The organism is Bradyrhizobium sp. USDA 4474 (assembly GCF_054057515.1).
Genome location: NZ_JBSRZJ010000002.1, coordinates 561,729 through 586,550, shown reverse-complemented (window position 1 = coordinate 586,550; position 24,822 = coordinate 561,729). Strand labels below are relative to the sequence as shown.

Annotated in this window: 23 protein-coding genes; 12 read left to right on the top strand and 11 right to left on the bottom strand. The window is 60.9% G+C overall.

Annotated elements, in window-relative coordinates; all coding sequences use genetic code 11:
- Positions 1–415 precede the first annotated feature (415 nt).
- Complete coding sequence (locus ACVW16_RS04545; protein ID WP_456704195.1) at positions 416–895, bottom strand: hypothetical protein; 480 nt, start codon at positions 893–895, stop codon at positions 416–418.
- Positions 896–1,054: 159 nt separating this feature from the next.
- Between ACVW16_RS04545 and ACVW16_RS04540 the strand changes: the two genes are divergently transcribed.
- The 5 genes from ACVW16_RS04540 to ACVW16_RS04520 all read left to right on the top strand — a co-directional run bounded on the left by ACVW16_RS04540 (position 1,055) and on the right by ACVW16_RS04520 (position 8,290).
- Positions 1,055–1,609 (top strand): hypothetical protein, encoded by a 555-nt coding sequence (locus tag ACVW16_RS04540; RefSeq protein ID WP_456704194.1) that lies wholly within the window; start codon positions 1,055–1,057, stop codon positions 1,607–1,609.
- 233 nt (positions 1,610–1,842) lie between these two features.
- Entirely contained in the window at positions 1,843–2,649 is an 807-nt protein-coding gene (locus tag ACVW16_RS04535; protein ID WP_456704193.1) for a hypothetical protein, read from the top strand.
- A gap of 116 nt (positions 2,650–2,765) precedes the next feature.
- Positions 2,766–4,751 (top strand): hypothetical protein, encoded by a 1,986-nt coding sequence (locus ACVW16_RS04530; RefSeq protein WP_456735483.1) that lies wholly within the window; start codon positions 2,766–2,768, stop codon positions 4,749–4,751.
- A 29-nt stretch (positions 4,752–4,780) separates the two neighbouring features.
- Complete coding sequence (locus ACVW16_RS04525) at positions 4,781–6,895, top strand: type I secretion system permease/ATPase (RefSeq protein WP_456735482.1); 2,115 nt, start codon at positions 4,781–4,783, stop codon at positions 6,893–6,895.
- Positions 6,896–6,922: 27 nt separating this feature from the next.
- Positions 6,923–8,290, top strand: coding sequence for an HlyD family type I secretion periplasmic adaptor subunit (locus ACVW16_RS04520; RefSeq protein WP_456704190.1), 1,368 nt, complete (start codon positions 6,923–6,925; stop codon positions 8,288–8,290).
- Positions 8,291–8,609: 319 nt separating this feature from the next.
- On the opposite strand, the gene ACVW16_RS04515 is transcribed toward ACVW16_RS04520, so the two are convergent.
- Both ACVW16_RS04515 and ACVW16_RS04510 read right to left on the bottom strand, forming a co-directional pair.
- Entirely contained in the window at positions 8,610–8,828 is a 219-nt protein-coding gene (locus tag ACVW16_RS04515) for a PRC-barrel domain containing protein (RefSeq protein ID WP_456735481.1), read from the bottom strand.
- 7 nt (positions 8,829–8,835) lie between these two features.
- Positions 8,836–9,144 carry a hypothetical protein gene (locus ACVW16_RS04510; RefSeq protein WP_456735480.1) on the bottom strand — a complete coding sequence of 103 codons (309 nt, stop codon included), beginning with the start codon at positions 9,142–9,144 and terminating at the stop codon, positions 8,836–8,838.
- A 158-nt stretch (positions 9,145–9,302) separates the two neighbouring features.
- On the opposite strand from ACVW16_RS04510, the gene ACVW16_RS04505 reads away from it, so the two are divergent.
- Complete coding sequence (locus ACVW16_RS04505) at positions 9,303–9,464, top strand: hypothetical protein (RefSeq protein WP_456738619.1); 162 nt, start codon at positions 9,303–9,305, stop codon at positions 9,462–9,464.
- A gap of 449 nt (positions 9,465–9,913) precedes the next feature.
- On the opposite strand, the gene ACVW16_RS04500 is transcribed toward ACVW16_RS04505, so the two are convergent.
- Complete coding sequence (locus tag ACVW16_RS04500; protein WP_456704186.1) at positions 9,914–10,105, bottom strand: hypothetical protein; 192 nt, start codon at positions 10,103–10,105, stop codon at positions 9,914–9,916.
- Between the two features lie 576 nt (positions 10,106–10,681).
- On the opposite strand from ACVW16_RS04500, the gene ACVW16_RS04495 reads away from it, so the two are divergent.
- Positions 10,682–10,867: a recombinase family protein gene (locus ACVW16_RS04495; RefSeq protein WP_456735478.1), complete on the top strand. Its 186-nt coding sequence runs from the start codon at positions 10,682–10,684 to the stop codon at positions 10,865–10,867.
- A 93-nt stretch (positions 10,868–10,960) separates the two neighbouring features.
- Positions 10,961–11,233, top strand: a complete 273-nt coding sequence (locus tag ACVW16_RS04490) for a hypothetical protein (RefSeq protein ID WP_456735477.1) — start codon at positions 10,961–10,963, stop codon at positions 11,231–11,233.
- Positions 11,234–11,440: 207 nt separating this feature from the next.
- Here the strand turns inward: ACVW16_RS04490 and ACVW16_RS04485 are convergent, their stop codons facing one another.
- Positions 11,441–11,578 (bottom strand): hypothetical protein, encoded by a 138-nt coding sequence (locus tag ACVW16_RS04485; RefSeq protein WP_456705369.1) that lies wholly within the window; start codon positions 11,576–11,578, stop codon positions 11,441–11,443.
- A 421-nt stretch (positions 11,579–11,999) separates the two neighbouring features.
- On the bottom strand, positions 12,000–12,707 hold the full coding sequence (locus tag ACVW16_RS04480) for a hypothetical protein (protein ID WP_456735476.1): 708 nt from the start codon (positions 12,705–12,707) through the stop codon (positions 12,000–12,002).
- 433 nt (positions 12,708–13,140) lie between these two features.
- On the opposite strand from ACVW16_RS04480, the gene ACVW16_RS04475 reads away from it, so the two are divergent.
- From ACVW16_RS04475 to ACVW16_RS04460, 4 genes are all read left to right on the top strand, one after another.
- A protein-coding gene (locus ACVW16_RS04475; protein ID WP_456738136.1) for an IS630 family transposase occupies positions 13,141–14,089 on the top strand; the annotation gives its coding sequence in 2 pieces (ribosomal slippage) (positions 13,141–13,476 and positions 13,478–14,089; 948 coding nt in all).
- Positions 14,090–14,623: 534 nt separating this feature from the next.
- Positions 14,624–15,562, top strand: a complete 939-nt coding sequence (locus ACVW16_RS04470; RefSeq protein ID WP_456735475.1) for a helix-turn-helix domain-containing protein — start codon at positions 14,624–14,626, stop codon at positions 15,560–15,562.
- 111 nt (positions 15,563–15,673) lie between these two features.
- A complete protein-coding gene (locus ACVW16_RS04465; RefSeq protein WP_456735474.1) occupies positions 15,674–16,918 on the top strand; it encodes an acyl-CoA dehydrogenase family protein in 1,245 nt (414 codons plus the stop codon).
- Between the two features lie 11 nt (positions 16,919–16,929).
- Positions 16,930–17,658, top strand: coding sequence for an SDR family NAD(P)-dependent oxidoreductase (locus ACVW16_RS04460; RefSeq protein WP_456735473.1), 729 nt, complete (start codon positions 16,930–16,932; stop codon positions 17,656–17,658).
- Between the two features lie 242 nt (positions 17,659–17,900).
- Here ACVW16_RS04460 and ACVW16_RS04455 read toward each other — a convergent pair whose 3' ends face one another.
- The 5 genes from ACVW16_RS04455 to mdlC form a co-directional block, all read right to left on the bottom strand.
- The gene (locus tag ACVW16_RS04455; protein ID WP_456738183.1) at positions 17,901–19,079 is read right to left on the bottom strand and encodes a 4-hydroxybenzoate 3-monooxygenase; all 1,179 of its coding nucleotides are present in this window, start codon (positions 19,077–19,079) and stop codon (positions 17,901–17,903) included.
- A 55-nt stretch (positions 19,080–19,134) separates the two neighbouring features.
- The gene (locus ACVW16_RS04450; protein WP_456802235.1) at positions 19,135–20,406 is read right to left on the bottom strand and encodes an MFS transporter; all 1,272 of its coding nucleotides are present in this window, start codon (positions 20,404–20,406) and stop codon (positions 19,135–19,137) included.
- Between the two features lie 250 nt (positions 20,407–20,656).
- Positions 20,657–21,607: a ketopantoate reductase family protein gene (locus ACVW16_RS04445; RefSeq protein ID WP_456704179.1), complete on the bottom strand. Its 951-nt coding sequence runs from the start codon at positions 21,605–21,607 to the stop codon at positions 20,657–20,659.
- A gap of 88 nt (positions 21,608–21,695) precedes the next feature.
- Positions 21,696–23,147, bottom strand: a complete 1,452-nt coding sequence (locus ACVW16_RS04440) for an aldehyde dehydrogenase (RefSeq protein ID WP_456735470.1) — start codon at positions 23,145–23,147, stop codon at positions 21,696–21,698.
- Positions 23,148–23,168: 21 nt separating this feature from the next.
- On the bottom strand, positions 23,169–24,797 hold the full coding sequence (mdlC, locus tag ACVW16_RS04435) for a benzoylformate decarboxylase (RefSeq protein WP_456704177.1): 1,629 nt from the start codon (positions 24,795–24,797) through the stop codon (positions 23,169–23,171).
- Between the last annotated feature and the right edge of the window lie 25 nt (positions 24,798–24,822).

Below are 24,822 nucleotides of genomic sequence, written 5' to 3'. Positions count from 1 at the left end.
CTCTATCTCTATCTCTATCTCTATGTCGCGACGCCGCCCAGTCAGCCACATGGTTGCTTATGTGTCCGGCCCTGGTCCGCTCCTTATAAACATCCAAAGTCAAATCGCTGAAGGCGCAAGCGTGGCGTCGTAGCCGACGATGCTCTCGGACTATTCCCACCAACGCGGTCCTACAGCAATGCCGAGGTTCAACAGGGCTTGGCGCGTGAAAGCATCGACGGGGTACTCGTCGTCAGCGTGGGTGACAGCGGCGTGGCGGCCGCCCCGGTCCACCAGTGTGGCCTTCCAAGAAAGCGGCCGCCGTCATATCATATGACGCTTACTCCAACTTCAACCGATAGGCACCTTGGGGATGGTAACTTGAGGATCAATTGGGGATCGGGATCGAATTAGTCGCTGAAGCCCGATAAGGGCATTACTGCCGACGCATGACGTAGGTGTCGAATGTCTCGCGCCATCGGACGATGTCCCGGACCTGACGAACTGCGACTTGATCGGCAGAGAGCGAAGAGCCCTGTAGATTCGGGGCATCCAATCCGAGCGGAGCGACCGCTTCGTAGTCGTATAGATCGGACGCTATGCTCGCGGCGTCCATGCACCCCGCGAGGAATTGCTCGTCCTGGCTGGCACTGAGAAGCATAATCTCTTCTCCTATCCGATAGTCCAACCCGGTAATCGTGCGCCATACTTCTGTCTGAACCTGGCGCATCGCAGCCCCCTTGATTGGGCGCGTTTGCCGCTCCGCTGCCAGGGTGATCAGCATGCCTAGGAGCCCGATCATATACGGCTCAAGCCAGATCGAACTCGGAATGTCGTCGAGACGGCATCTGCTTGCCTCAACCAATGGCTGGATCGTCGCGACTGCGGCATTGCGCACACGGGCCACGTCGATCATTGTAAAAAGCCACCTCAGCATCGAGCTTCCACCATTGCTAGCGGGCCGTCGGCGCGAACGAGCGTAGCGCGGTAGCGTCAAAGTAAGCTAGAATGCCAATGTTCGTCGGCTTGGCAAGGGACTGCTGGTCGTCGGGACGTCCACGCGGGGGTCAAGCCAATGACTGTGAGCAGACTACCTCCCAAACCGGATTTCAGCGCGCTTGAGGCGACCGCGCCGGAGTCTGCCGGCCATAGAACGAACGTTCTCGCGCTCATTGGCAATCTCATCTTCAATTGGTCGAACAATGAGAGCCTGTTCATTTACGTTCTGATGCTTTTGCTTAGTACGGACGAAGCCTCGGCTGCGTTGGTGTTTGCCACGTTGAACACGACGCGAGCCCGTCTCGATTTGATTCAACGGCTGGCCAAGATCAAGATTAGAGATCAAGCTCTTAATAGAGACTTGAACAAGCTCATCGACCGATTCAACGACACGACGCAGGTTCGTAACGAGCTCACGCATTGCATGTATGCGGTCGACGAGAGCGGCGAGATAGTCCAGACCCAATCCATGCGCGTCGTTCAGACCCGCGCAAGCCTCGCGTTTGGAGAAACGCGACCGGTCGATGAGGCTCGTCTAAAGTCGCTTTCCGAGACGGTCCGCGCGATGATCCGCATCAATCGGGATATTTGGGAGTTTCTGCCCAAGCTCGAGGCTCACCTGCAGCAATGAAGCATCCGGGATACCTCAATGGTAGTAGACGGATCACGCCGACTACTTCGGAAAGCCATTTGAACGCCTCTCAGGACTTGGACGATGCTAGCTGCGCGGACATCAGGCGATGTCTGCAGTCGGGAGAACCCGGCTCAACGCAGAGCAGTATCGAAAGACGTGAGAGGCCGCAGACGCAGAAGATCAGCGACCGCGAACGTTGACGATGCTCCAAACCCAAACAGGAGTATCTCATGTCCAAGAAACAGGGCCAACTACAGGGCCAAGCTCAGGGCCAGCTGAACTTGCAGGGACAGGGCCAGGGCCAGTTGAATCTGCAGGGACAAGGCCAAGGCCAGGGCCAGGGTCAGGGCCAAGGTCAGGATCAGACGCAGACTGCTTCGCAGGCGCTCTACAACTCAAGCGACAACTCGAGCGACAACAGCAACGACAACTGGAACGGCAACGGCAACCTGAATGCCAACGGCAATCTGAACGCCAACGGCAACTTCGACCACAACGACAACGACGTTCACAACAAAGTCGACAACGCTGTCGACAATAATGTCGAGAACACCGTCGAAAGCAAGGTCAACGTGGACGTCAAGGTCGACCTCGATCTGCATGCAACCGGCCTGAGCTCGCCGGTGATCGATATGCACGACATGAGCCACTTCAGCGATTCGTTGATCATGCCGCAGGTCGTGAACCAAACGCTGAACGGCGACGGCAACCAGTTCAATATCGATCAGGTGAATAACCTGGTGAACAATGGACATGTTGAGAACGCGAACGTCACCTTCACCGGTGGCGAGACCGAGCATGGCGGCGGGTTCAGCATGGAGGCCAAGGCCCTTGGCGGTGACTCCAGTGCCGACCACAGCCATGTCGGCGACGTCACCGGTACGTCCGCCAGCGGCATCGCCGCTCACGCCGACGCCGCCCTGACGCAGTCTGCCTTCACGCAGACGATCACGCTGGGTGCCAACATCCAGTTCAACAGCCTGACGATGCAGGTGGCAGGGAACGACCTGCACGACGCGCACGACATCACACATTAGTCGTCTCCATGGCCCGCGCGGCTTCGAGCCGCGCGGGCCTCGTCGTTTTGGCAGCAAGCGGTATTGCAACGTGCGCTTAAGCTCGCGGAGACGCAATCTGTCAGCGGAGATCGACAATGATTCCGGGCGGCTTGACGGAAGCAATCTCTTATTTTTCCGGTTACCTCCATCTCTTCGATGACATAGCACGCGATCGTGTGCAACTTGACGGAGGCCCCGGCGCGCGTGCCGCCGACGGGGACGATACGCCACGTCCGCTACAGAATAGCGCCCCACTGAGCTTCGACGATCTTCAGACCACCGCCGTAGAACCTCCAGGAAACCTGCCGGACGACACCCATCAATTCGTTCGGGTGCCACAGTCACATCTGCCAAAAATAATATGGCCTGAGGCAGACGTTCCCGACGCGCCAGATCGATTGCTGCCGCCGGCGCCGCCGCCGTTCTTCAGCGGTGGCGGTGGCGGTGGCGGAGGCGGTGCCGGCGCCAGCTTCGACGTAAAGGTTGTGTATCACCCCGGTGGCGAGCAAAGCGAGATTGAGACTCATCAAGTCAACGCGCTTTTCAATGACGGCAATGACCTGATCGGGACCACCTATCCCCCGATCATGAACCACCTCATCCAGATTTCGGATCAACTGCTTGGTACGATGATCCACCAGGTCAGTGATGCCATTCCGGAATCCTGGAAGCTTCCGCACGACACGTCCGCGATCGTTTCCGCACTGGGCGCGGCGGACAAGGACTGGAACAACAGCCATGGTGGTTCAGGCAATCCCCCGTCCGTCAAGGAGGGCTACCAATTGAACGGGCAGCCCGACGCGACGGAGCCGGATGCTCTTCATCAAAATCTGACATCGCCGCTCGACCATAAGCCCGGGGACACTGGTCACCAGCTCGGACAATGGGCCGATGTCGGAGACAATCACCTGACTAACGCCGCGCAGATCGTTGATCTCGGAAGCGCCTGCAAGACAATGATCGTGCTGGGAAACGATTACACCACGAACGCGATCTTCCAGGTCAACGCCAGTGCGAATAGAGATCATGTCGAAACGAGCGGCAGCGGCGAAACCTCCGGCGGCGTCCATTTTACGCCCGACGAGTCGACCAACGCTGCCGGGTTTGTCCAGCACGCGTCGGTTTATGCCGGATCTCCGGGAGCGCCTGGCGCAACGTGGGATATCGATGTCGTCAATGGAAATTACCACCAGGTCCACACGCTGACGCAGGTCAACTACCTCTCCAACAACGATGTCGTCGAGCAGAAGAGCTCGGACACGCACTACGAGGTTGTGGCTGGCGAGAATCAGCTGATGAACGTGGCTCAGCTCACGAACGGTGACTTCAAGTACGATATGATCATCGTGGGCGGATCGTACCACTCCGCCAATATGATCTATCAGTACAATATCCTGGTGAATAACGACATCATTCACTCCGCGAATAGCGCGGGCGGCGCCGACGGACTTGGTGAGCCGTCAATCAGTCTCGGCGGAAACCACCTCATCAATGCGGCGACGATCGATACATACGGAGGCCAGAGCGTCAAACCGCTCAATGGCGGCCTTCAGCAGATCGTCAACCAGATCGAAAATGGCCAGACCAGCATGGATCCATCGCTGGCATCTCAGATTCACGGCTACGGCGGAACGCTTCATGTCTTGTACGTGACTGGCGATTACTACGATGTCAACGCAATCTGGCAAACCAATCTGCTACAGGACAGCAACTACGTGCTGCAGGAGGAGACGTCGCCTGCGCCCGGTAATCCACTCATAGGGAATGGTGCGGCGGAGCAGTCAGTCATTGCCGGTCATGATATGGACCTCAACCTGGCGTCGATCGTCTCCGTGAAGCCCGATCAGGCCTTTGTCGATGGGCAGGTTTACTCCGATTCCGTGCTAATTCAGGCGAACATGCTCCCTCAGGGCGGATGCTCTGGTGGAAGCGGCGGGCACTGGAACGATCCTCACGCGCTTGCTCCGGAGATCGTCGCATTCCTCAACGACACGAAAATCGTGGATCCGACACCGCATCCCGTCGTTCACGTGACGACCATGGTGCATCACGATGATCCGATGTCACACATGATGCATTAGCAGATCAGCACAAACGGAAGAGCCGGGTGATGGACAGATGGGGCATCGGAAATTCATCGGACGCTGCGCGGGCCGGCGGGAATCCGCGCGCGCCGAGTGTCGTAAGGTTCGATGCGCACCATGGCCCCGTCGCCGCTCCTGAGGAACAGGGTCAGGTCCGGGCGTCACCCCGGGCAGACATGGGGGCGTCCAACCCGGTGTTCAGCCAACGGGCCGAGGCAAGGCATCCGCAGGTGCACTCGAAGGACCCGCAAGCGAGCCCTCCACTGGCGATGCGGGACGGATCGCGGGCGGCGGTCAATGCGACGGCCGAGGACCGAAAAGTATCGAACTCAGGCGGATCGAACGGCGGTGGAACCGGGAGCGGCGGAGGCGGTGGTGGCCGCGGATCGTCGCCATTGCAGAAAGCCACCGGGGGCGACGAATACCGGGAAACTCTTTCCAAAGGTCTAGCGTCGATCAAACGAAATTTTCTGACGATTGGGCTCTTCTCATTCGTGGTCAACTTGCTGGCGTTGTCGATTCCAATCTACCTCTTCAACATGTCCGATCGCGTGCTGACCAGCCGGAGCGTCGATACCCTGATCATGCTCACGACAATTGTCATATTTGCGATTGCAGCACATGTGCTCATGGACATGATGCGTCGGTTCATTCTCATGCGAGTTGCCGTTGACACCGAGGCGCGGCTGGGCGGTCCTGTGCTCAGTGCGGCGGCGAAGGCGGCACAAAGCGGCTCGAGCCGGGAATTCCAGACACTTGCCGATCTGCAGCAGCTTCGGTCCTTCATAACCGGGCCGGTTTTGTTGACGATGTTCGATGCGCCAATTGCGCCCGTTTATTTGATCGTGGTGTTCCTCATTCACCCGCAGCTTGGAGTGATCGTCACCACCGCCGGTCTTGGCCTGACCGCGCTGGCCTTGCTGAACCAGCGTGTCACGGCCGATCCGTTTACCCGGGCGAGCGCCTTCGTAACTCGCGCCAACCTTCAGGCCGAAGCCATGGCACGCAACGCGCAAGTGATAAACGCCATGGGCATGATTCCTGAGGGCGTTCGAGTGTGGGGCCAGGAGACCGTTGAATCGCTCAAGGCGCAGGTGATCGCTCAGGACCGCAACATCTTCATGACCGGCCTCTCCAAATTCCTGAGGTTGGGGACGCAGATCGCAATCCTCGGTTGGGGCGCGGTCCTTGCGCTGGAGGCGCACCTTACAGGTGGCATGATCATTGCCGCCTCCATTGTGTCCAGCCGCGCGCTCGCCCCGCTTGAAGGCACGATCGAGGGCTGGCGGAGCTACGTTCACGCGCGGTCCGCCTATCAACGCATCAGGACGCTTCTGCAAAACACCCCGCTCAATCTGCGTCGGCTGCGACTGCCGAGACCGGAAGGACGTCTCAGCGTAGAGCGTATTCTCTACGTGCCGTCGGCCACGAAAAAGGTGATCCTGAACGGCGTGAGTTTTCAGCTCGAGCCCGGCGAATCCCTCGCGATTGTCGGCCCGTCCGGCACGGGCAAGACCATGCTCGCGAGAATGCTCGTCGGGTCCATCATGCCCACCGCCGGCAACGTAAGGCTCGACCTGATGGACCTTCGCAACTGGGATCCGCGCCAGTTCGGCGAGTGCGTCGGCTATCTACCGCAGGACGTTCAGCTCTTTCCAGCGTCCATCAAGGCCAATATTGCGCGTATGCGGGACGATGCACGCGACGCCGATATTTTCGATGCAGCGGAAACCGCTGATGTGCACGAGATGATTGCCGAGTTTCCTCAGGGTTACGAAACCGTCATCGGCATGGATGGCAGCCCCTTGTCAGGAGGCCAGCGGCAACGGATCGGACTAGCTCGCGCGTTCTACGGTAGCCCGCGTCTCGTGGTGCTCGACGAACCGAACGCCAATCTCGATACGAGTGGAGAGATCGCGCTGGCCAAGGCGCTGTCCCGAGCCAAGCAGAAGGGCACGACCATCGTTGCGGTCACGCAGCGCCCCGCGCTGCTGCAGAGCGTCGACAAGATCTTGATCCTGCAGAATGGGTCGGTGCAGGCATTCGGAGCGCGAGAAGAAATGATCCATCTCCTTTCTGGCCGCAAGCCGCCGAATGGGAGCGGACCGTCTGCTGGCGGGCCGCCGATCCTCAATGCGTGACGTACGGTTTATCCTAGGGGCTTATTCATGAAGTTCCTTATTGACGCAGTCAGGCGAAAACGGGTCCAGGAAAGGCCATCCTGGGATGCGGATCTCCCGCGTTCGACGAAGGCAGCCACGCTCGGAGGGGTCCTGATCATCGCGTCGACCGTCATGGGCTTCGGCGTGTGGGGCAGCACGGCCCCTATCGCCGGTGCGGTGGTTGCCTCAGGCGTGTTCGTCGCCACGGGTGAAAACAAGACGATCCAGCATCTCGAGGGAGGCGTGATCCGAAAGATCGCCGTGCGGGAAGGCAATGTTGTGCAGGCCGGCCAGACGTTGATGGAGCTCGATCCCACGACGCCGAAGGCTGAACTGCGACGGCTACAGATCCGACAGAGTCGCCTGGTTGCAGAGGACACGCGCCTGCAGGCCGAAATTCACGAACAGGATGCGGTCAGCTTTCCGGACGAGTTGACCGAAAGGGCCAGCGATCCGGAAATCCTCGAGATTCTGAATACTCAGCGAATGACGCTTGTTGCCCGCCGCAATAATTTGAAGAGCGATATCGCCGCGGTCGAGGCGAGCATCAAGGCGATTGAGGAGCGCATCGAGGGTTCGAAAGTGCAGCTCGACAGTGTCAAGCGTCAGATGGAGCTCCTCGATGAGGACATCGACACGAAGCAGCGTCTTCTCCAATCTGGTCTGGTGAAGAAGCCGGATGTCTTGCTTTTACAGCGAACCAAGGCGAACCTGGAGGGCGAAGTCGGACGGATCATGGCAGACATTGGTGACGCAAAGGAACGCATCGCCCGTTCGCTGGAGCAAATCACGGGGTTACGAAGGGACGCGGTGAAGAAGGCGGTCGACCAGTTGCGCGATGTCCGTGGCGAGCTTGCAGACGTCAACGAGCGGGTTCTCAGTGCAAAGGCGGTGCTCGATCGAATCAACATAGTCGCTCCGGTCGAAGGTATCGTGGTCAAGATGCGGTATCACACCGAAGGAGGCGTCGTCGAACCCGGCAAGCCAATCATGGAGATACTGCCGCTCAACGCTGAACTCATCATCGAGGCGCGCGTGAGGCCGCAAGATATCGATAGCGTGAGGCGAGGTCAGCACGCGATGGTGCGGCTTACCGCTCTCAGCCAACGCGTCACACCGATGATCAGCGGCGATGTTATCTATCTTTCGGCGGATTCCCTGCCGGATGAGCACAAGTCGATGCAAGTGGGTCCTACAGACGTCTACGTCGCGAGGGTCCGCCTGAACGCAGCAGAAGCTGCGAACCTGCCGAATTTCAGCCCGACGCCCGGAATGCCGGCCGAAGTCTTCATTAAGACCTCGGAGCGGACCTTCCTTCAGTACATCGCCAAGCCGCTTGAGGACAGCATGACACGGGCGTTTCGGGAACGGTAAGCCGAACGGATAGCGTCAATGAGTGGAAGCTCGAATCAAATGTCGGCGTGACCATGGCCATGCCGGCGGCTGCGGTTTGCTTGTGGGGGCGCCGTATGGCTGCTGGGCAAGCCGGGCCCGGGCCGCTCATCACTAGCGCAGTGACCATGGCCCATGCCGATGGTTGCGGTTTTCCCCCAGCCGCGGCAACCCCGCTTTCATCCCGCATGCCGATCTTCCGAAAGATCGCGACTGATGTTAACGCTAGACGTCAAACGACTTCCACAACCCAGCTTTGGTCACGGGGCGGCGCGGTTTCGGTGAAGTTGATGCTCAGCCATCAGTTCTGGAGCAGCTTGACGGTTGAAATCGGCCATTCACCTTCATGCCCGGCGATTGAAATCCGAAGTCCGTGCACTTCGTCGAGATGGACATGATCAATCGTTCCAGCTTTGCCGTCAGTCATGATAACCGTCTTACCGATCAACTCGTCTTCCGCAGCTTGCAATTCCCGGAGGATGCTAATGGCTCTTTCCTCACAAGTGCTCAACGTCGTCATGCGCTCGTCACGAAGCCAACGTGCCCCGAAACGGACGTGTGAGCTTGTATCGTATGACAATGAGCCAAGCCCACAGCTTCGCGAACCAGTGAAGCTTCAGTAGCTTCGGCTTCACCACCGCGAACAGTCGTTCCACAATGAGTAGACTGGCGGCATACGCTGCGATGATCATGGTTGTGCCGGTGATCCAGTGGCCTTCACCCGCCAACGCCACAGCAACGAGCTTCAAAGGCTCAACCAGACAGACCGGCACGGCTAAGAGCGTGAGTGATTGGTAGGGACCAAGTTTGTCGATGGCTTGCCGCAAGCGAGTCAAGGTTTCGGCCTCCTTCCGGCCTAAGCGAATAGAACTCTCAGTTGCGCAGATGAGTTCCAGTGGCGGTTCGGATTGGTAAGAAGTGGCTGGGCCGATGCTCCGCGTCCGTGCTCCCAGAACATTTCTCCCGTCGTAGCGTTAGCCGTCAGGAGCAAATCATGAATGATCAGGACTGGCGCTTTTACGGATTTGTGGGCGGATGCTTACTGGCCGCAGGCATCTTCCTCGCAGCGGTTGTCGGCGGCCAGGTTGGTGGAACACGTGTGGCTGAGTTGCCTCAAAACCAGCACGGTGAGACAGGTCAGAAGCCGCGAATGTAAGTGATGGACTGCGGCCAATTAAGGCGCGGAGCGTGGCGGTAAGGCAGCCGTGCCCTTGTAGACTTGGCTGACTATGCGGTCCTGCTCTGCCGCTCGCATTTCCCGCGCAGTCTTTAGTCCCGCCGAATGAAAGGGTCTTCTGTCTCTTTGGACAAAGTCATGAGCCTATTGCAGTTGTGGCGGTTCACTTGCAGACCAGCACGGACGCGATTGGCTTTCTCTTGGAACACGCGTGTGCAGTTGAGGGGTACAGCATGCGGCATCGATCGGGCCAAACGACCCGATTGGACCCTGAGCGGATATTGGACCCTACCTCCGAACGGACTGCCATGCTTTGATGGGCGGTCTTCGGCCCGGGAGCCGTTTTGGCGGGCGATATGGTGGAGCGGCGGTTGGTTGGGCTTATTGATAATGCGCGTCGGCGACAAATTGCGAAGGGCGTGTCGTCGTTATGTCCGACCAACGCTCGTCACTTTGCCACTCGGGTCGTAAGTTATGGTGCATCCCAACATCGTAAATGAGCCGCCACGGGCATCAATGACTTCTGGGTTTCTGTAGTTTTGGTCCCATTTCATACCGCCGCAAATTGCTTCGAGTTCTTCGGCAGTGAATTCGTGAACGATCTCCGCAAACTTGGTCATATATTCTGTCCCGTTATGAGATAACCACACTACGAAACTCACTCGGGAATATAGGCCGCATCGTTCGGTTCCACTGTGCGAAGGATCACGGTGGACTTGGGTGGCACAGGCCGTCCGGTCTTGGCCGGGACTAGACCGTTCCGCGATACGTGTACTGCACGACCTGCAAGGTCAGCTGGAAGCGCGGGTCGTTAGCGTTCGTAATCGGGCATCGTTTGCCAGAGACGGCGGGGCGGCCAGTTCGTCATCGCGCAGCGGTGCAAAGTCAGTTTTAAGTTTTCGTCGAGATCGTGAGCCTCCTGTGAGACGTGCGGCATCTCTATCGCGACCTCATTGTCTCTGCTGTGAGTAACCCCACTCGGCTTTGGTGATCCTACGAAATCAGGCGCAAGGCCGCCGACGGTGCGGTCGCATCTCTCACACGTATCGCCGCCACCCAGGCGGGCGCAAACTCAGATCAACATGCGTGTCCGACGGGACGATCTTCTACGTTTCGAGCATCTAGCTCACAAGCGCGCGGTGGCCCGGAAGTGCTCACGGCGATGTGGGCAACGGCGCAAGAGAGTGAGGATTTCCATGAGTGATATCATTAGCTATGCGCGGGTCTCGACCGACGGCCAGAGCGTCTCCGATCAGATCGTGCAGCTGAAGGCTGCGGGCGCGACCAAACTACTGTCCGAGAAGCTGAGCGGCGCGCTCGCAAAAATGGGTGGGCCCGCGTCTCTGCGGCTCGCATTCAAACATCGCCGTCCCCCGTTTTAACGGAGGACGGCAATTGGCATTCGTGCTATGCTGCGCGGCAGACCGATACCACCCACTGACAGTGCGACGGCATCGGCTGACGGAGGAGCGCGTATGACGAAGCACCGTCCAGGAGTCTTGCTGGCCTTCGCCGCATCTGTGCTGCTGCTGGGGGCCGTCAGCGCCGCCCACGCCGGCGGTCTCTGCGGTCCCGGCTGTCACTCAACCATGATGGGGGCCTGTGTGGTCGACGGCTGGGGCACCGGCGCGCGCGTCTGGAACGAATGCCCGGCGACGACGCGTCCACGCCCGCCTTGCGGCGGATCGGATTACGTCTGGAGCCAGCGCAAGCGGGCCTGCTTCCCGAAGGTGGCCGATTGGATCTAGCCTACCAGCCGCCGGAGTCACCGACGCGTCCAGCGGCAGCATGTCGCGATGAGGTTCGCAGAACCGCGAGAGCTTGTTGCTTCTGCGCTCCAGCGCCTTCTTGTCGACGACCGGCTTGTCGCTGCGACCGGCCTAACAGCCACTCAGCCAGATGTTCACGGTACGGCTGTGGGTGATGTACGGTGGTGATCTTGGACACATCGAGCATCACCTGGCCCTCGGCCCGCGGATGAAATAGGCGACGTCGACGCTCGTCAGCACGACGCCGGCGAAGCTGCCGTCGGGATGATTGAAGCGGCAGGACGCGGGGATTACCCACTGTCCGCCGGACCGGCTCTTGACCATCTTGCGGCCCCTGCAATGAGCATGGAAAGAAGTGCTCTGCGACCAAAGTACTTTCCGAGAAGCTGAGCGGCGCGTTTTGACCGACCGTAATTGCGAAAGGCAATCACTGCGCTTGGAAAAGGTGACGTGCTGCAGCCGCTGGATTGGCACTGCTGAGCCCATTCGCCGCCGACGCGGCCGATCTCGCGGTCAAGGCGCCGCCGAAGCGGGCAGGCGCACCTTGCGAGAGGTTTGGGCTATTCTCAAGGAGGCGGCAGGATGCCGCGAACTCTCATCACCTCAATGTCCTGCGCTGGAGGGATCATCGATGGTCCGCTGCGTCCTGCTAGGCGGCGCATCTTCAGCCTCGCGCCAACACCTCAACCGGTTTGGCCGAAGCCGGGGCGCGCCCGGATGGCGTGCTCTGCGGGCACCTTACCTTCTAGCAGCCTCGGCAGATCGTGAGATTGGACTTCAGCTTCTCAATTTCTGCTTGATCGCTCAGCGACTGTTTCGCCGATGGTCTCTCGGCAACGTCGGCCTTTTGCCTGACCTTGGACTGTTTTGGGCGAGTTGTAATGAGCGCCGGCTCGCCTGTCTGCTCGTCATCGTCGATACCTACTGTAAAGCCATCGGGACCGGTCTCCCGCGACGGAGACAGCTTGCCCGTGCGCGACTTGGGCAAAATGTCTATAGCCGGCGTTGCCAAAATGTTGCCGGTTGCCGGTGCCGGCGCGTCTTTGTCATTGGCAGGCGGTGGCGAGTGCTTGGTGGCTGCGGATCGTGCCGAACTTTTGGCGGCCGCTCTTGGCGCTGGAACGTCATCGATCGCCATTGGTCGAGAAGCGTTTTTGGTAGCCGGTGGCGACGCACCTTGGGTGGTCGCCGATGGCGGCGAGGCGAAGATAACGGGCGGCGGATTCATCGGGACTTCTGGCGCCACTGTCGGCGGAGACGACGAACCTTTGGCTGTCGCCGGGTTGCGGCACAGACTGAGACCGCCCCACTGGCAGGTAGCCGGTGTTGGCGAACCTTGTTGGGTCACCAAAGGTGGCGGGGCCAGCGAGGTTTGACATCGCGCGCCGCCGTGCAGCCAAAAACCTCCAAACAACAAACCGACGGCAAATAATGCAGCGCTTTTCAATCGCATTGTGCAATCCGCTGTGCTGTTGAAATCACTGACACCTTGGCTGCGCAATCTGGACTACTCACATCGCGATCAAAAGGTGACCAAAATACGGAGGATCACGAAGTACGCCTGATCATGCGCTATAACTAGACAGACTCCTATCCGAACCGCGTTTCGAATGCGGTGACTTTGGGCCCGATTTATTCCGCACAGCTTGCAACATAGGTCTGAAAGCGCCGTGACCGTCCTTATCAGGCAGGTCGGCAGAAGCACTGGAACAAGGTCAAGAACCGGCAACATCCTGCGATGGAACCGGGAGCCACAGCAGAAAGCCGAACCCCTTTCCGGCCAGTAAGCTGGCTAGAGCGGTTCACGAATTTATTGAATCGGAAGGGATTCCGGATCGGAGACGAATATGATTCAAGATGCTGGCTGGGATGGAGGCCAGCATCCGATGGTCCGACCAATTTCCAATGATCTGCGTAAGCGTGCGGTTGCGGCAGTTGTAAAGGGCGAGAGCTGCCGCTCGGTAGCAACACGGTTTGGGGTTGCGGTTTCGTCGGTTGTGAAGTGGTCGCAGCGTTATCGGACGACCGGCTCGGTAGCGCCCGGAAAGATGGGCGGCCATCGCAAGCCCGTGCTTGAGCCACATCGCGCCTTCATCAAGGAGCGGATCAGTCAGACGCCGCATTTGACGCTTCACGCCCTCAAGGACGAGCTTTTCGCGCGCGGGGTCAAGGTCTCCCACAATGCGGTTTGGCTGTTTCTACGGCGCGAGGGACTGCGGTTCAAAAAAAACGCTGCTCGCCCTCGAGCGAGCTCGCTCCGACATCGCGCGTAGACGCCAGCGCTGGCGCTCATGGCAGGCCAAACTCGATCCCCGGCGCCTGGTCTTTATCGACGAGACCTGGATCAAAACCAATATGGCCCCACTGCGCGGATGGGGACCAAAAGGCGAGCGGGTGCGCAGCTTCACGCCACATGGTCACTGGCGGACGCTGACATTCCTTGGCGCATTGCGCTGTGACCGTCTCACCGCACCCTGCCTGTTCGATGGCCCGATCAACGGCGAATGCTTCCGCGCCTATGTCCAGCAGGTTCTCGTCCCGCAGCTTCAGCCGGGTGACATCGTCATCTTGGACAATCTCGGCAGCCATAAATCGGCTGCCCTGCGCAGCCTGATCAAAGCCGCCGGCGCCAGGCTCTGGTACCTACCGCCATACTCCCCCGACCTCAATCCGATCGAACAAACCTTCGCCAAGATCAAGCACTGGATGCGCTCCGCCCAGAAGCGCACGATCGACGACATTTGTCGCCATATCGGCGGCCTCATCACAACCATCCAGCCCAACGAATGCAGCAACTACTTCGAAAACGCCGGATACGCTTCCATCAAAACGTGAAACGCTCTAGAAGCGAAAAAGCGTCGGTGAGAAATGGCCATTTCCGGGGCCCCCCAACCGAGAGCGCCGCTCCAACCGAGACCAGAAACGGGACGAGAGAGACGGCTATGACCCCAATCGCTTCGCGCGTGTCCATGAGGTTACCACCCGGATAGGGAGAGTATACACGTCAGTACAACGAGGCGCGAATCCTGCGCCCGTGTTAGCGAGTCCTTGTTTGATGAGTGGCTCGAGGTCGGCGTTCGAATCCGTGTGAGCACCGGCGGATTTCGACGCGCAATGCTCGCAAGACGAGGGCGCAGCCCTTCGCCTGTTATCACGCCGATGTTTGGCGTTCAGATCCTCTTCATCAGCGCCACGCTTGGGGCGACCCACCCATGAACCCGCGGAATCGAGTACCCGCGGATGCCGGGCTTCGCGCCCTCGATCTCTTCGGTGTGAAGCGCGAACTTGCCATTTGCCCGGAATTTGACCGCACATTGCGCGGGCGATATCCTATGCCGACCGGGACCCTTGCAATTCTATGGGGTGCTCATGGAATGGTCGACCAGGCCGCGACGCGCGGATCAACCCTTTGGAAGCTGGGCGGACGACCTTGCCGCGGCATTTGTTCGCCTTGAGCCGCGCAGGATTGCGGACGAGCCGTTTGAAGGTGCCATTTCCAGAGCTGACGCTGCGCCAATCCAGGTCTCGCTGGTGACCGCGACGCGGCATACGGTACGTCGTCTTGCCTCACATATTTCCGGGAGCACCGACGATCTTTGTTTCTTCAATCTCCAGATCGAAGGGCTGGGGCGAACCACGCAACGGAACCACGAGCAGACCTGTGCGCCCGGCGATCTCGCCATCGCCGATACGACGGAGCCGTTCGAGATCGCCAACTGCCACAACTTCAAGCTCTTTTGCTTTGCCGTCCCGCGAAGGCTGCTGCCGAGTGGGCTGCTCGATCGTCCACGGCTCAACCTGTCTCGGACGGAGATGGGCCGTGCGCTGTCGAAGACCCTTGCCGGCTATGCCGAAATCTGTCTGGCGGACCATCGGCGCTCAATGACCTCGGCCACGGTCGGTGCGCATGTGGTCGATCTGATCGCACACGCGCCCGACGTGCTGAACGATGTGTCCGCCGAGCGCGTGCACATCCCCGTCCTGCTGTCGATGATGATCGAACATATCGAACGTCACAGTGAGGATTCTGAACTGGGCGCGGTGGCGCTTGCCGCGAAGTTCCATTGCTCCGAACGTTACGTGCATCGTCTCTTCGCCATGACGGATCGCTCTGTCAACGAACACGTCAACGACCGGCGGATTGCTGCCTGCACGCGCGTGCTGGTTGACCCCAAGTCCGCTCGCAAGACCATAGCCGAAATCGCTTTCGCCGCGGGCTTTCGCGATGTCTCGCATTTCAACCGTCTGTTCAAGCGCAGCCACGGTTTGGCTCCGCGCGAGTTTCGGCGCGCGAGCAGTGCACCCTGACTGATCCGGTTCACCCCACGCCAAGAAATCGGGCGCTGCCGGCCAAGATTTCTTCCCGAGCCAGGGATAGCCATGCCTGACGGCTGGCATCCGGGATCAGAGGACATCGCTATGGCGATCGATTTCACGCTCACGACGCAACAGCGGGATCTTCAGCGCGCTTCGCGCAAGTTCGCCAAGGAGGTGCTCAGCGAGGCTCGGCGGGCCGAACTGCTGGCAACTCCGGAAGAACGCTTTCTCGCGACCCGGCCCACCTATGAGGCGATGGTCGCGGCCGGCTATTTGCGCAAATGCATTCCGTCGCCGGCGGGGGGCGAAAATTCAGGCTTGATCGACATGGCGATCCTGGCCGAGGAATTCTACAGCGTGAACGCCAGCGTGACGCTGACGATGCTCGGCACCGTGCTCGGCTTGCTCCCGATTCTGCTCGGCGGCTCGCCGGACCAGTGCCGGCGCCTGCTTGTGCCGTTCCTGAGGACGAGTGGCGCGCCGCTCGCCGGTTTCTGCTCCAGCGAGCCCGGCGGTAGCGCCAATTCCGGCTCGCCTCCGCCGGGCGAAGGGGTTCGCACCACCGCGAGACGCGAGGGCGACGATTGGGTGATCAACGGCCGCAAGAAATGGGTGTCCTCAGCCACCGGCTGGAATCGCGAGGGCGCCGACGTCCTGTGTGTCGTGTGCCGAACAGATTCCGCAGCGCCCCCCGGTGAAGCGATCTCGATCATTGCTGTCGAAGGACCGGTGAAGGGCCTTGTCTTCGAATGCGCCATCGACACGATCGGCCATCGCGCGCATCTCGTCCCGCAGTTCGGATTGCAGAATGTTGCAACACCGCATCGTAATCTGTTGGGTAAGGAGGGGGCGGGTCTCGCGCTGACGGCGGCCGCCTTCACGGGGACCGCGGCGCTCGTCGGCATCTTCGGCGTGGCACTGATGCGCGCGGCGTTTGAGTTCGCGCTGCATTTTGCCCGGACCGAAAAGCGCGGCGGCGTTCACCCGATCATCGAGCATCAGGCGGTCGGATATGCGCTGGCCGATGCCAAGACCACGATCGAGGCCGCGCGTTATCTCAGCTGGCGGGCGTGTCACGCGGTCGATACGCAGTCGCCGGGTGCGGATGAACTCGCCATCGAGGCGAAAATCTTCGGCTCGGAAGCGGCGGTGCGCGTGATTACCGATCTTATGCGGGTGGTTGGCGTCGACAGCTACGATCACGATGCGCCGTTCGCTCGTCTGCTCCAGGATGCGCTGGCACTGCCAATCTTTGACGGCGGCAATATGGGGGTGAGGCGACGGCAACTCCACATGATGCTTCGGCAAGACAGCTACGATCCACTTGCGGCAAGCGGCGCAGCATGAGGGCGACGGTCATGGGCACAGAACGGAAAGTCGCGATCGTCACCGGGGCATCCCAGGGGATCGGCGCCGGAATTGCAAAGGCCTTTCGGCAGCGAAACTACGCGGTCGTCGCGACCTCCCGATCAATCAAATCAGGCGTTGATGCCGACATGCTGGTCGTGCCGGGCGACGTCGGCGATGCCCAAACGGCGCAGCGGGTGTTCAGCGCGGCGCTCGAGCGTTTCGGCCGGGTCGATACGCTGGTCAACAACGCCGGCATGTTCATGGCAAAGCCGTTCACCGCTTACACGCGGGCCGACTATGCAGCCTACGTCTCGACGAACGTTGAGGGGTTCTTTCACATGACCCAACGTGCGCTAGACATCATGGGTAGGCAGGGGGGCGGCCATGTCGTCACGATCACGACGAGTCTCGTTGATCAGCCGATGAACAGCGTCCCGGCCGCCCTGGCGTCGCTTACCAAAGGCGCCTTGAATGCCGCCACCAGGGCGCTCGCGATCGAGTATGCGAGCACTGGTGTCCGCGTCAACGCCGTCTCGCCCGGCATCATCAAAACGCCGATGCATCCGCCGGAGGCGCATCATGCCTTGGCTGCACTCCACCCCATGGGCCGGATGGGAGACATCTCCGACGTGGTCGATGCGGTGCTGTACCTCGATGGCGCGGGGTTCGTGACAGGCGAGATTCTCCATGTCGATGGAGGGCAGGCCGCTGGCCACCACCGCACAGTGGCGGCCTGAGCGTCGTTATCGTGTTCAGCTCGGATGATCCAGCGATATGGGCGGCGATCGCATCTCCGTTTAGCAGGCACCGTTCTGGCCGGCGAGGAACGGCCTGTTCGAGATGGACGCGCACGCGGTTGAAGGCGGCGCTAACGTGGGCGTTCTCCAGCGTCGGTGTTCCGGTTGTCGGTAGGGGACGGACGCCGGCGAGTGCTAACGACTCGAATTGCCCTCGATTGCTGGTCGTGGCGATCGGAGCGTCACGCCAACGGCATCCCTACGTAGTTTTCGGCGAGAGTTGTCGCGGCCGCTTTGGATGAGGCCACGAGCTCAAGCTCAGCGAGTTGGCGCTTCAGGTCGAATTCGGTCCCCTCATGGAAGCGATGGAGCATCGACGTCATCCACCAGGAGAAGTGCTGGGCGCGCCACACGCGCCGAAGCGCGGTGTGCGAATAGGAGTCCAAGAGCGTAGTCGATCGTTGGGCGTAATACGAGGACAGGGCCCGGGCGAGGACGTGCACGTCCGCCGCCGCCAGATTCAAGCCCTTGGCGCCGGTCGGGGGGACGGAGTGCGCCGCGTCGCCCGCAAGGAACAGTCGCCCATGCTGCATCGGTTCACAGACGAAGGAGCGGAGGGGGATGATCCCCTTCTGAAAGATCGGACCTGTCTTGAGCTCGAACCCGTCGCCGCCTACCCGGGCCTGCAGCTCATTCCAGATCCGATCATCGGACCAGTTATCGACGCTGTCGGTGGGGTCGCATTGGAAGTACATGCGCTGCACGTCCGGAGATCTCGTCGAGATCAGCGCGAAGCCGCGTTCGTGGTGAGTGTAGATCAACTCTTCAGACGATGGAGGTGCCTTGGCCAGGATGCCGAACCAGCCGAACGGGTAGACACGGAAATAGTCGCGGCGAACCGAGTGTTCCGGTATTGCGGCGCGACTTGCACCATAACCGCCATCGCATCCGGCGACGAAGTCGCAGGACAGTTCGCGCGTCTCGCCCTGCTTGGTGGTGAATCGGATGACGGGCTGGTCGGAGGTGAGGCCGTCGATGCTGGATGCCTTGGCCTCAAAATGAATCTGGCCGCCGGTACGCAAGCGAAGCGCGATCAGGTCCTTCAGAACTTCGTGCTGCGGGTAGACCGTGATCCTGCGGCCGTTTGCCAGGCTCTGGAGATCGATGCGATGCCCGCGGCCGCCGAAACGCAATTCGAAGCCGCCATGCACGAAGCCTTCGCGTTTCATGCGATCTCCGGCACCGATCTCGGTCATCAGATCTACGGTCGACTGTTCGAGCACGCCGGCCCGGATCGTCTGCTCGATCTGGTCCTGTGACCGGCTTTCAATGATGATCGACTCGATGCCGCTCAGATGCAGCATATGAGAGAGCATTAGCCCCGCCGGACCAGCTCCAACGATACCTACTTGTGTTCGCACTGAGGGTTCCTCCCGGAATGTTCCTGATGTGTCGGGCGGCTGCAACGACCTCTCGTCATGTTTTGCGCGCGGGGATATGACGACCGACGACAGCGAGCGAGAGGGTGAGGCCGATCATGGCGACGCCCAGCATCAGGAGATAACCGTCCTTTCCGCCGACCGTGATCACCGTTGCGCCGGCAAAGGCACTGAGGATGGCTCCAAGCCGGCCAAAGGCGAGGGCGGAGGCCGTGCCCGTGGCCCGGACTGAGGTCGGGTAGACATACGCGCACACGGCATACATGGTCGACTGCACCGCGTTGGCGAAGAAGCCCTGCACACCGAATCCTGCTATCAGAATGCTTGCCTCCAGCGCGATGTTCACGCGGGTCAGGTAAAGCGCGGTGGCGGCGCCGAGGAGGCCGCACAGCAGGAGCGGCCAGCGGGAGCCGTACCGGGTGATGGCCATGGCGCACGTTAATGCGCCGAGCACGCCTCCGAAATTGTAGGCCGTCAAACCGGACCCCGCAATCGCGACGTCCAGCCCTTCGGACGTCAGCATCGTCGGCAGCCACGTGAAGGCGCTATAGACGGCAAGCAGGTTGAGAAAGAAGGCGCACCAGAGCGCGATCGTGTCGCGAGCCCGACCCTTTTCGAACAATGCGGGAAAACCCTCGCGTTTTTCGATTCTTTGCTCGCTTAGATCTGTGAACACGATGTCGGCTGTAACCGGTCGCGACATGCGCCCAACGAGCCGGCGCAGCTCGGCCCAACGCGCCGGCCGGCGCGCCAGAAAGCGCGGCGTCTCCGGGAGAATGAAGAGCAGAACGAAGCCCAGGAGCACGGCCAGAGTTCCGCCGAGAAAGAATAGGGCCCTCCAACCGAGGTTCGGCAGGACCACGCCGGCGAAAAGGCCGGCGAGCATGCCTCCAAGCGGGACGCAGACGATGGTCGCCGTAATGGCGAGCGTCCGCCGTCGTGCGGGTGTGAATTCCGCCGCAACGGTGGTGGAGCTCGGCAAGGCTCCGCCAATGCCGAGTCCCGCAACAAAGCGCAACGCGCCGATCTGCCAGAGGTTGGCGGCGAAGCCGATGCAGAAGGTAGCCAGCCCGAATACCATCACGCTGACGATCACGGCGCCGCGTCGTCCGAACCGGTCGGCGAGGAGGCCGGCGAAGGCGCTTCCTATTCCCATTCCGACCAGCCCGGCTGCAAGGGCGGGAGCAAAGTCGCCGCGGGTAACACCCCACTCCTTGATCAGAACTGGCACAGCGAAGCCGATCAGCTGTCCATCGAACCCGTCCATGATGATCGACAGGGCAGCGATGAAGACGACGATTTTCTGCACGACGGTCCAGGGGCCATCATCAAGGAACTGCCCGATGTCCAGTGAGGAATGTGCGCTGTCGCCGCTGCTTCTAACCTCACCAGGAATGCGAGTTGGTCCGGAGCCGGTTGCCGCGATGTGCGGAGCAGACAAGGGACCCATGGGGTACGACTCTGTCATGACTTCAGTTCCTCCTGTTGTTTTGCGCCGTGTGGTTGAACTGCCAACACGATCTTTCCTGTGCCCGCATCACTGCACAGGACTTTGCTGTTCAGGCATTGCGGGCGATCTTTGCGTCGATGTGCCGGATCAAGGCTAAAACAGTTTCTGTCATCGGCGTTGAGAGGCCGCGTTCCTTTGCGTGTCTCACGACGCCACCGCAGATCGCCTCGATCTCGGTGGGTTTTCCGGCGAGCACGTCTTGCAGCATCGAAGGCTTGTGGTGCGTGTGATGTTGCATGGCGGACGCCAGGGTCTGGTCGACGTGCGAACGATTGACGGCAAAGCCGCATGCAATAGCGGTGTTGCAGACTTCCGCAGCGATGGCGAACGCCAGGCCCCGCGTGGCGGCGTCAGTGCCGATCTGGCCAACCGTCGAGCGCGTGAGCGCGCAAAGCGTATTGAGAGCGGCGTTGAACGCGACCTTTTCCCAGATGGCGGTTTCGACCTGAGGATCGACGGTGGCGTTCAATCTTCCGCGTGCAAGGAGGTCGGGCAGCAGCTTCAGAATCGGCGTCGCAGGCTCGGCGGTCGTCGCCAGCCGGGCGATCCCCGCACCGTGCGACTCCACGTGACCCGGCGCGACGAGGTCTGCAGGATAGGTCGTGATGCCGATCAGGACGTTCTGGGGGCGAGCGAAGGCGGCCAACGCAAGCTTGTTATCGAGTCCGTTCTGAAGGCTCAGCAAGACCGTCTCCGGGCCGATGCAGGAGCGGACCGCCGAGAGGGCCGCCGTTGTGTGCATCGACTTGGTGAAGACGATGACGAGATCGAACACCGTCGCTACTTCGTGGGGAAATAGAACCGGCACGCGGATGGACCGCTCGCCCGCGTCTGTTTTCAGGACGAGACCGTGCTTTCGGATCGCCTCCACATGCGGGACATTCAGGTCGATCAGGGTGACGTCCGATCCGCCTTCGACAAGACAGCCGCCGAAAAAGGATCCCATCGCGCCGGAGCCGAGAATGGCAATCCCAGGGCGTTGTTGCTGCCGAACTGACATTCTGTGCTCCATCTGGACGAGCTTCCTCGCCCCTCCCCGAGGGAGGCGGCATCATTTCATTGGAGATCGAGATCGGGCTCGCGCCTGATCAGAACGGGTAATGTCGTTCGCTTGTCTGAATGGTCATCCAGCGGGTGTCCGTGAACTCGGCGATACCAGACTTGCCGCCAAATCGTCCGTACCCGCTGTCCTTGACCCCTCCGAACGGCATCTGAGCCTCGTCATGCACGGTGGGGCCATTGATGTGGCAGATCCCGGATTGAATGCGCGAGGCGACGCGCATGCCTCTCGCCGTATCCCTGGTGAACACGGCGGACGACAAGCCGTAGGCATTGTCGTTTGCGCAGGCGATCGCCGCGTCTTCGCCCCTGACCCGAACGATCGGCTTGATCGGTCCGAAGGACTCCTCGCTGTAGATTTTCATGTCCGATGTGACGCCATCAATCAGCGTTGCAGGCATCAGCGTGGTTTCAGCTTTCCCGCCGCAAAGCAGTTTCGCACCTTTCGCGAGTGCGTCATCGATGAGGTCGTTGCAGCGCTTGACAGTGGTCATGTCGACGACCGAGCCGAGAACGACGGGGCCCTTTCGCGGATCGCCAAGCGGCAGCTTGGACGCCTTGTCGGCGAGGCGGCGCACAAACTCGTCGGCGATAGCCTCGTCAACAATGATCCGTTCGGTCGACATGCAGATCTGTCCCGAATTGGCAAAAGCACCAAATGCCGCCGCGTTCACGGCAGCGTCGATGTCGGCGTCATCAAGAACGACGAGTGGCGCCTTGCCCCCGAGTTCGAGGACCGCCGGCTTGAGATACTTCGCGCAGGCGGCGGCGATGATCTTTCCGACGCGTGTCGATCCCGTGAAATTGACCCGGCGCACGGCGGGATGCGCGATCATCGCTTCGACGACAGGTCCTGCGTCCGACGGAGCGTTGGTGACGTAGTTGACGACGCCCTTGGGAAAACCGGCTTCCTTGAATGCCTCGACGATCAGACCGTGCGTCGCGGGGCACAGCTCGGACCCTTTCAGAACGACGGTATTGCCGCAAGCCAGCGGCAGCGCGATGGCTCGCACGCCGAGGATCACAGGCGCATTCCAGGGCGCCATGCCCAGGACCACCCCGGCGGGCTGCCGCACCGCCATCGCGAAGCTGCCGGGCACATCAGAGGGAATGATCTCGCCGTTGATCTGCGTTGTCATCGCCGCGGCTTCGAGCAGCATGCCGGCCGCGAGATGGACGTTGAACCCAGCCCATATCTCCGAGCCGCCGGTCTCGGCCGCGATCGATGCGGCAAATGCTGGGGCCTTGGCTTCCAGCGCGTGCGCGGCTTTGGTCAGAAGGGCACGGCGCTCCGAGGGACCTGTGGCAGACCACCTCGGGAAGGCTGCTGCGGCTGCTTCGACAGCTGCAACTGCATCGTGCGCTGTGGCTGCCGGTGCTCGCGTTGCAATCTGGCCATCGAGCGGATTGAGGCGCTCGAACGTGGCGTTTCCGGTGGCCGCTCGTTGCTCGCCGCCGATCAACATCGAAATCGTGTTCATGTCTGCTCCCTCGGTTTTGTTCTATGTGTGCAGGTCTCTGTCCTCGACCTCGACTTCGATCAGGGTCGGTCGCTCGGACGAAAATGCCTTGGTCAAAGCGTCGTGGAGGCCCTTGGCGCTCCCGGCATGGACTGCAGAGCAGCCGAGGCCCTTTGCGATCGAGATGAAATCGAGGCCGGGAAGATCGGTGCCCTGGACGTGCTCTTGCGAACTGAAGCCGAACACGGGCGCGAAGTCCTGCAGCGCGGCGTAGCGCCCGTTCTTGAGAATGACGAAGGTGACGGGCAGACGAAGTTGTGCTGCGCTCCAGATGGCCTGGATCGAGTAGAGGCTCGAGCCGTCGCCCATCAGGGCAACCACACGGCGTCCCGGCTTTCCGAGGGCCACGCCGACGGCCGCCGGCATGCCGTAACCGAGGCCGCCGCTGTCCATCGTGTAGAAGGCTTCGCTCTGCGTGATGGGCAAGTGCGCCTGCATCACAGGCCTGGCGCCAGGCGCTTCCTCGACGATGATGCCGTCGGCGGGCTTTGTATCGGCGATGGTCTGCATCACGAATGCGGTTGACAGCGGTGCCGTCGGCTCCACGCGCCGCGCGATGATGCGAGCAGGAGGAGTGGCGCGCGTCGGTGGCCTGGCACGTGCCAGAAGATCCAGGAGGCCGAGCCGCACGCTGCCGATCGCAGCCATTCCCTCCGGCGTCCATGCGGCGGTCTGGGGATCGTCGGTCAACTGGACGAGCTCGGCTCCATCAGGCAGATGCGGACCGAACCCCTCGACATGATACGAGAATGCCGGCGCGCCGATCGCGAAGACGAGATCGTGTCCCTGCAGCAGCTGAACGATCTTCTCGCGGATTGCTGGCAGGAACCCGGCAAACAATCGATGGTTCTCGGGGAAGCCGCAGCGGCCGCTCATCGGCGCCGTGAAGACTCGCGCATTGTGCGCTTCGGCGAGCTGCCGGACCTCGTCGAAGGCTCCGTCGCGATCAACGGCCGCTCCGACGACGAAGGCCGGCCGCTTCGAACGATCGAGAGCGCTTCCGATCTGGTCGAGAATGGCTGGATCGGGGCGGACCTGCTGGCTGACCGTGCGTGTCGGCAGATACTCGGCGGGCCGATCCCAATCGTCCACGGGCACCGAGACAAGAACGGGCCCGCACGGCTGCGTCATCGCGATGTAGTAGGCACGCGCGATGGCATGGGGCACGTCCTCGGCGCGTGCCGGTTCGATGCTCCACTTCACATAGGGCTTCGGAAGCTCGGTAGCTTCTCTGGACGCGAGAAACGGATCGAAAGGGAGGATGGAACGTGCCTGCTGGCCGGCCGTGATGACGAGGGGCGTCCGGTTCTTGAACGCGGTGAAGATGTTTCCCATCGCGTTGCCGACGCCGGCCGCCGAATGCAGGTTGACGAAGGCGGCGTTGCGCGTTGCCTGCGCAAAGCCGTCGGCCATGCCGACGACCACGGCCTCCTGAAGTCCGAGCACGTAGCGAAAATCGTCGGGGAAGTGCCGGAATAACGGCAATTCCGTCGATCCCGGGTTGGCGAAGACAGACGTCATGTTGAGACGACGCAGCAGGTCGACGACGGCATCGCGCACCGTCGGCGCAGTCACGCGTCGTTGCTCGAACGTATCCGTCCCAGTGGCCATGTCCGTTCCCATCCCGTTTTTGTCT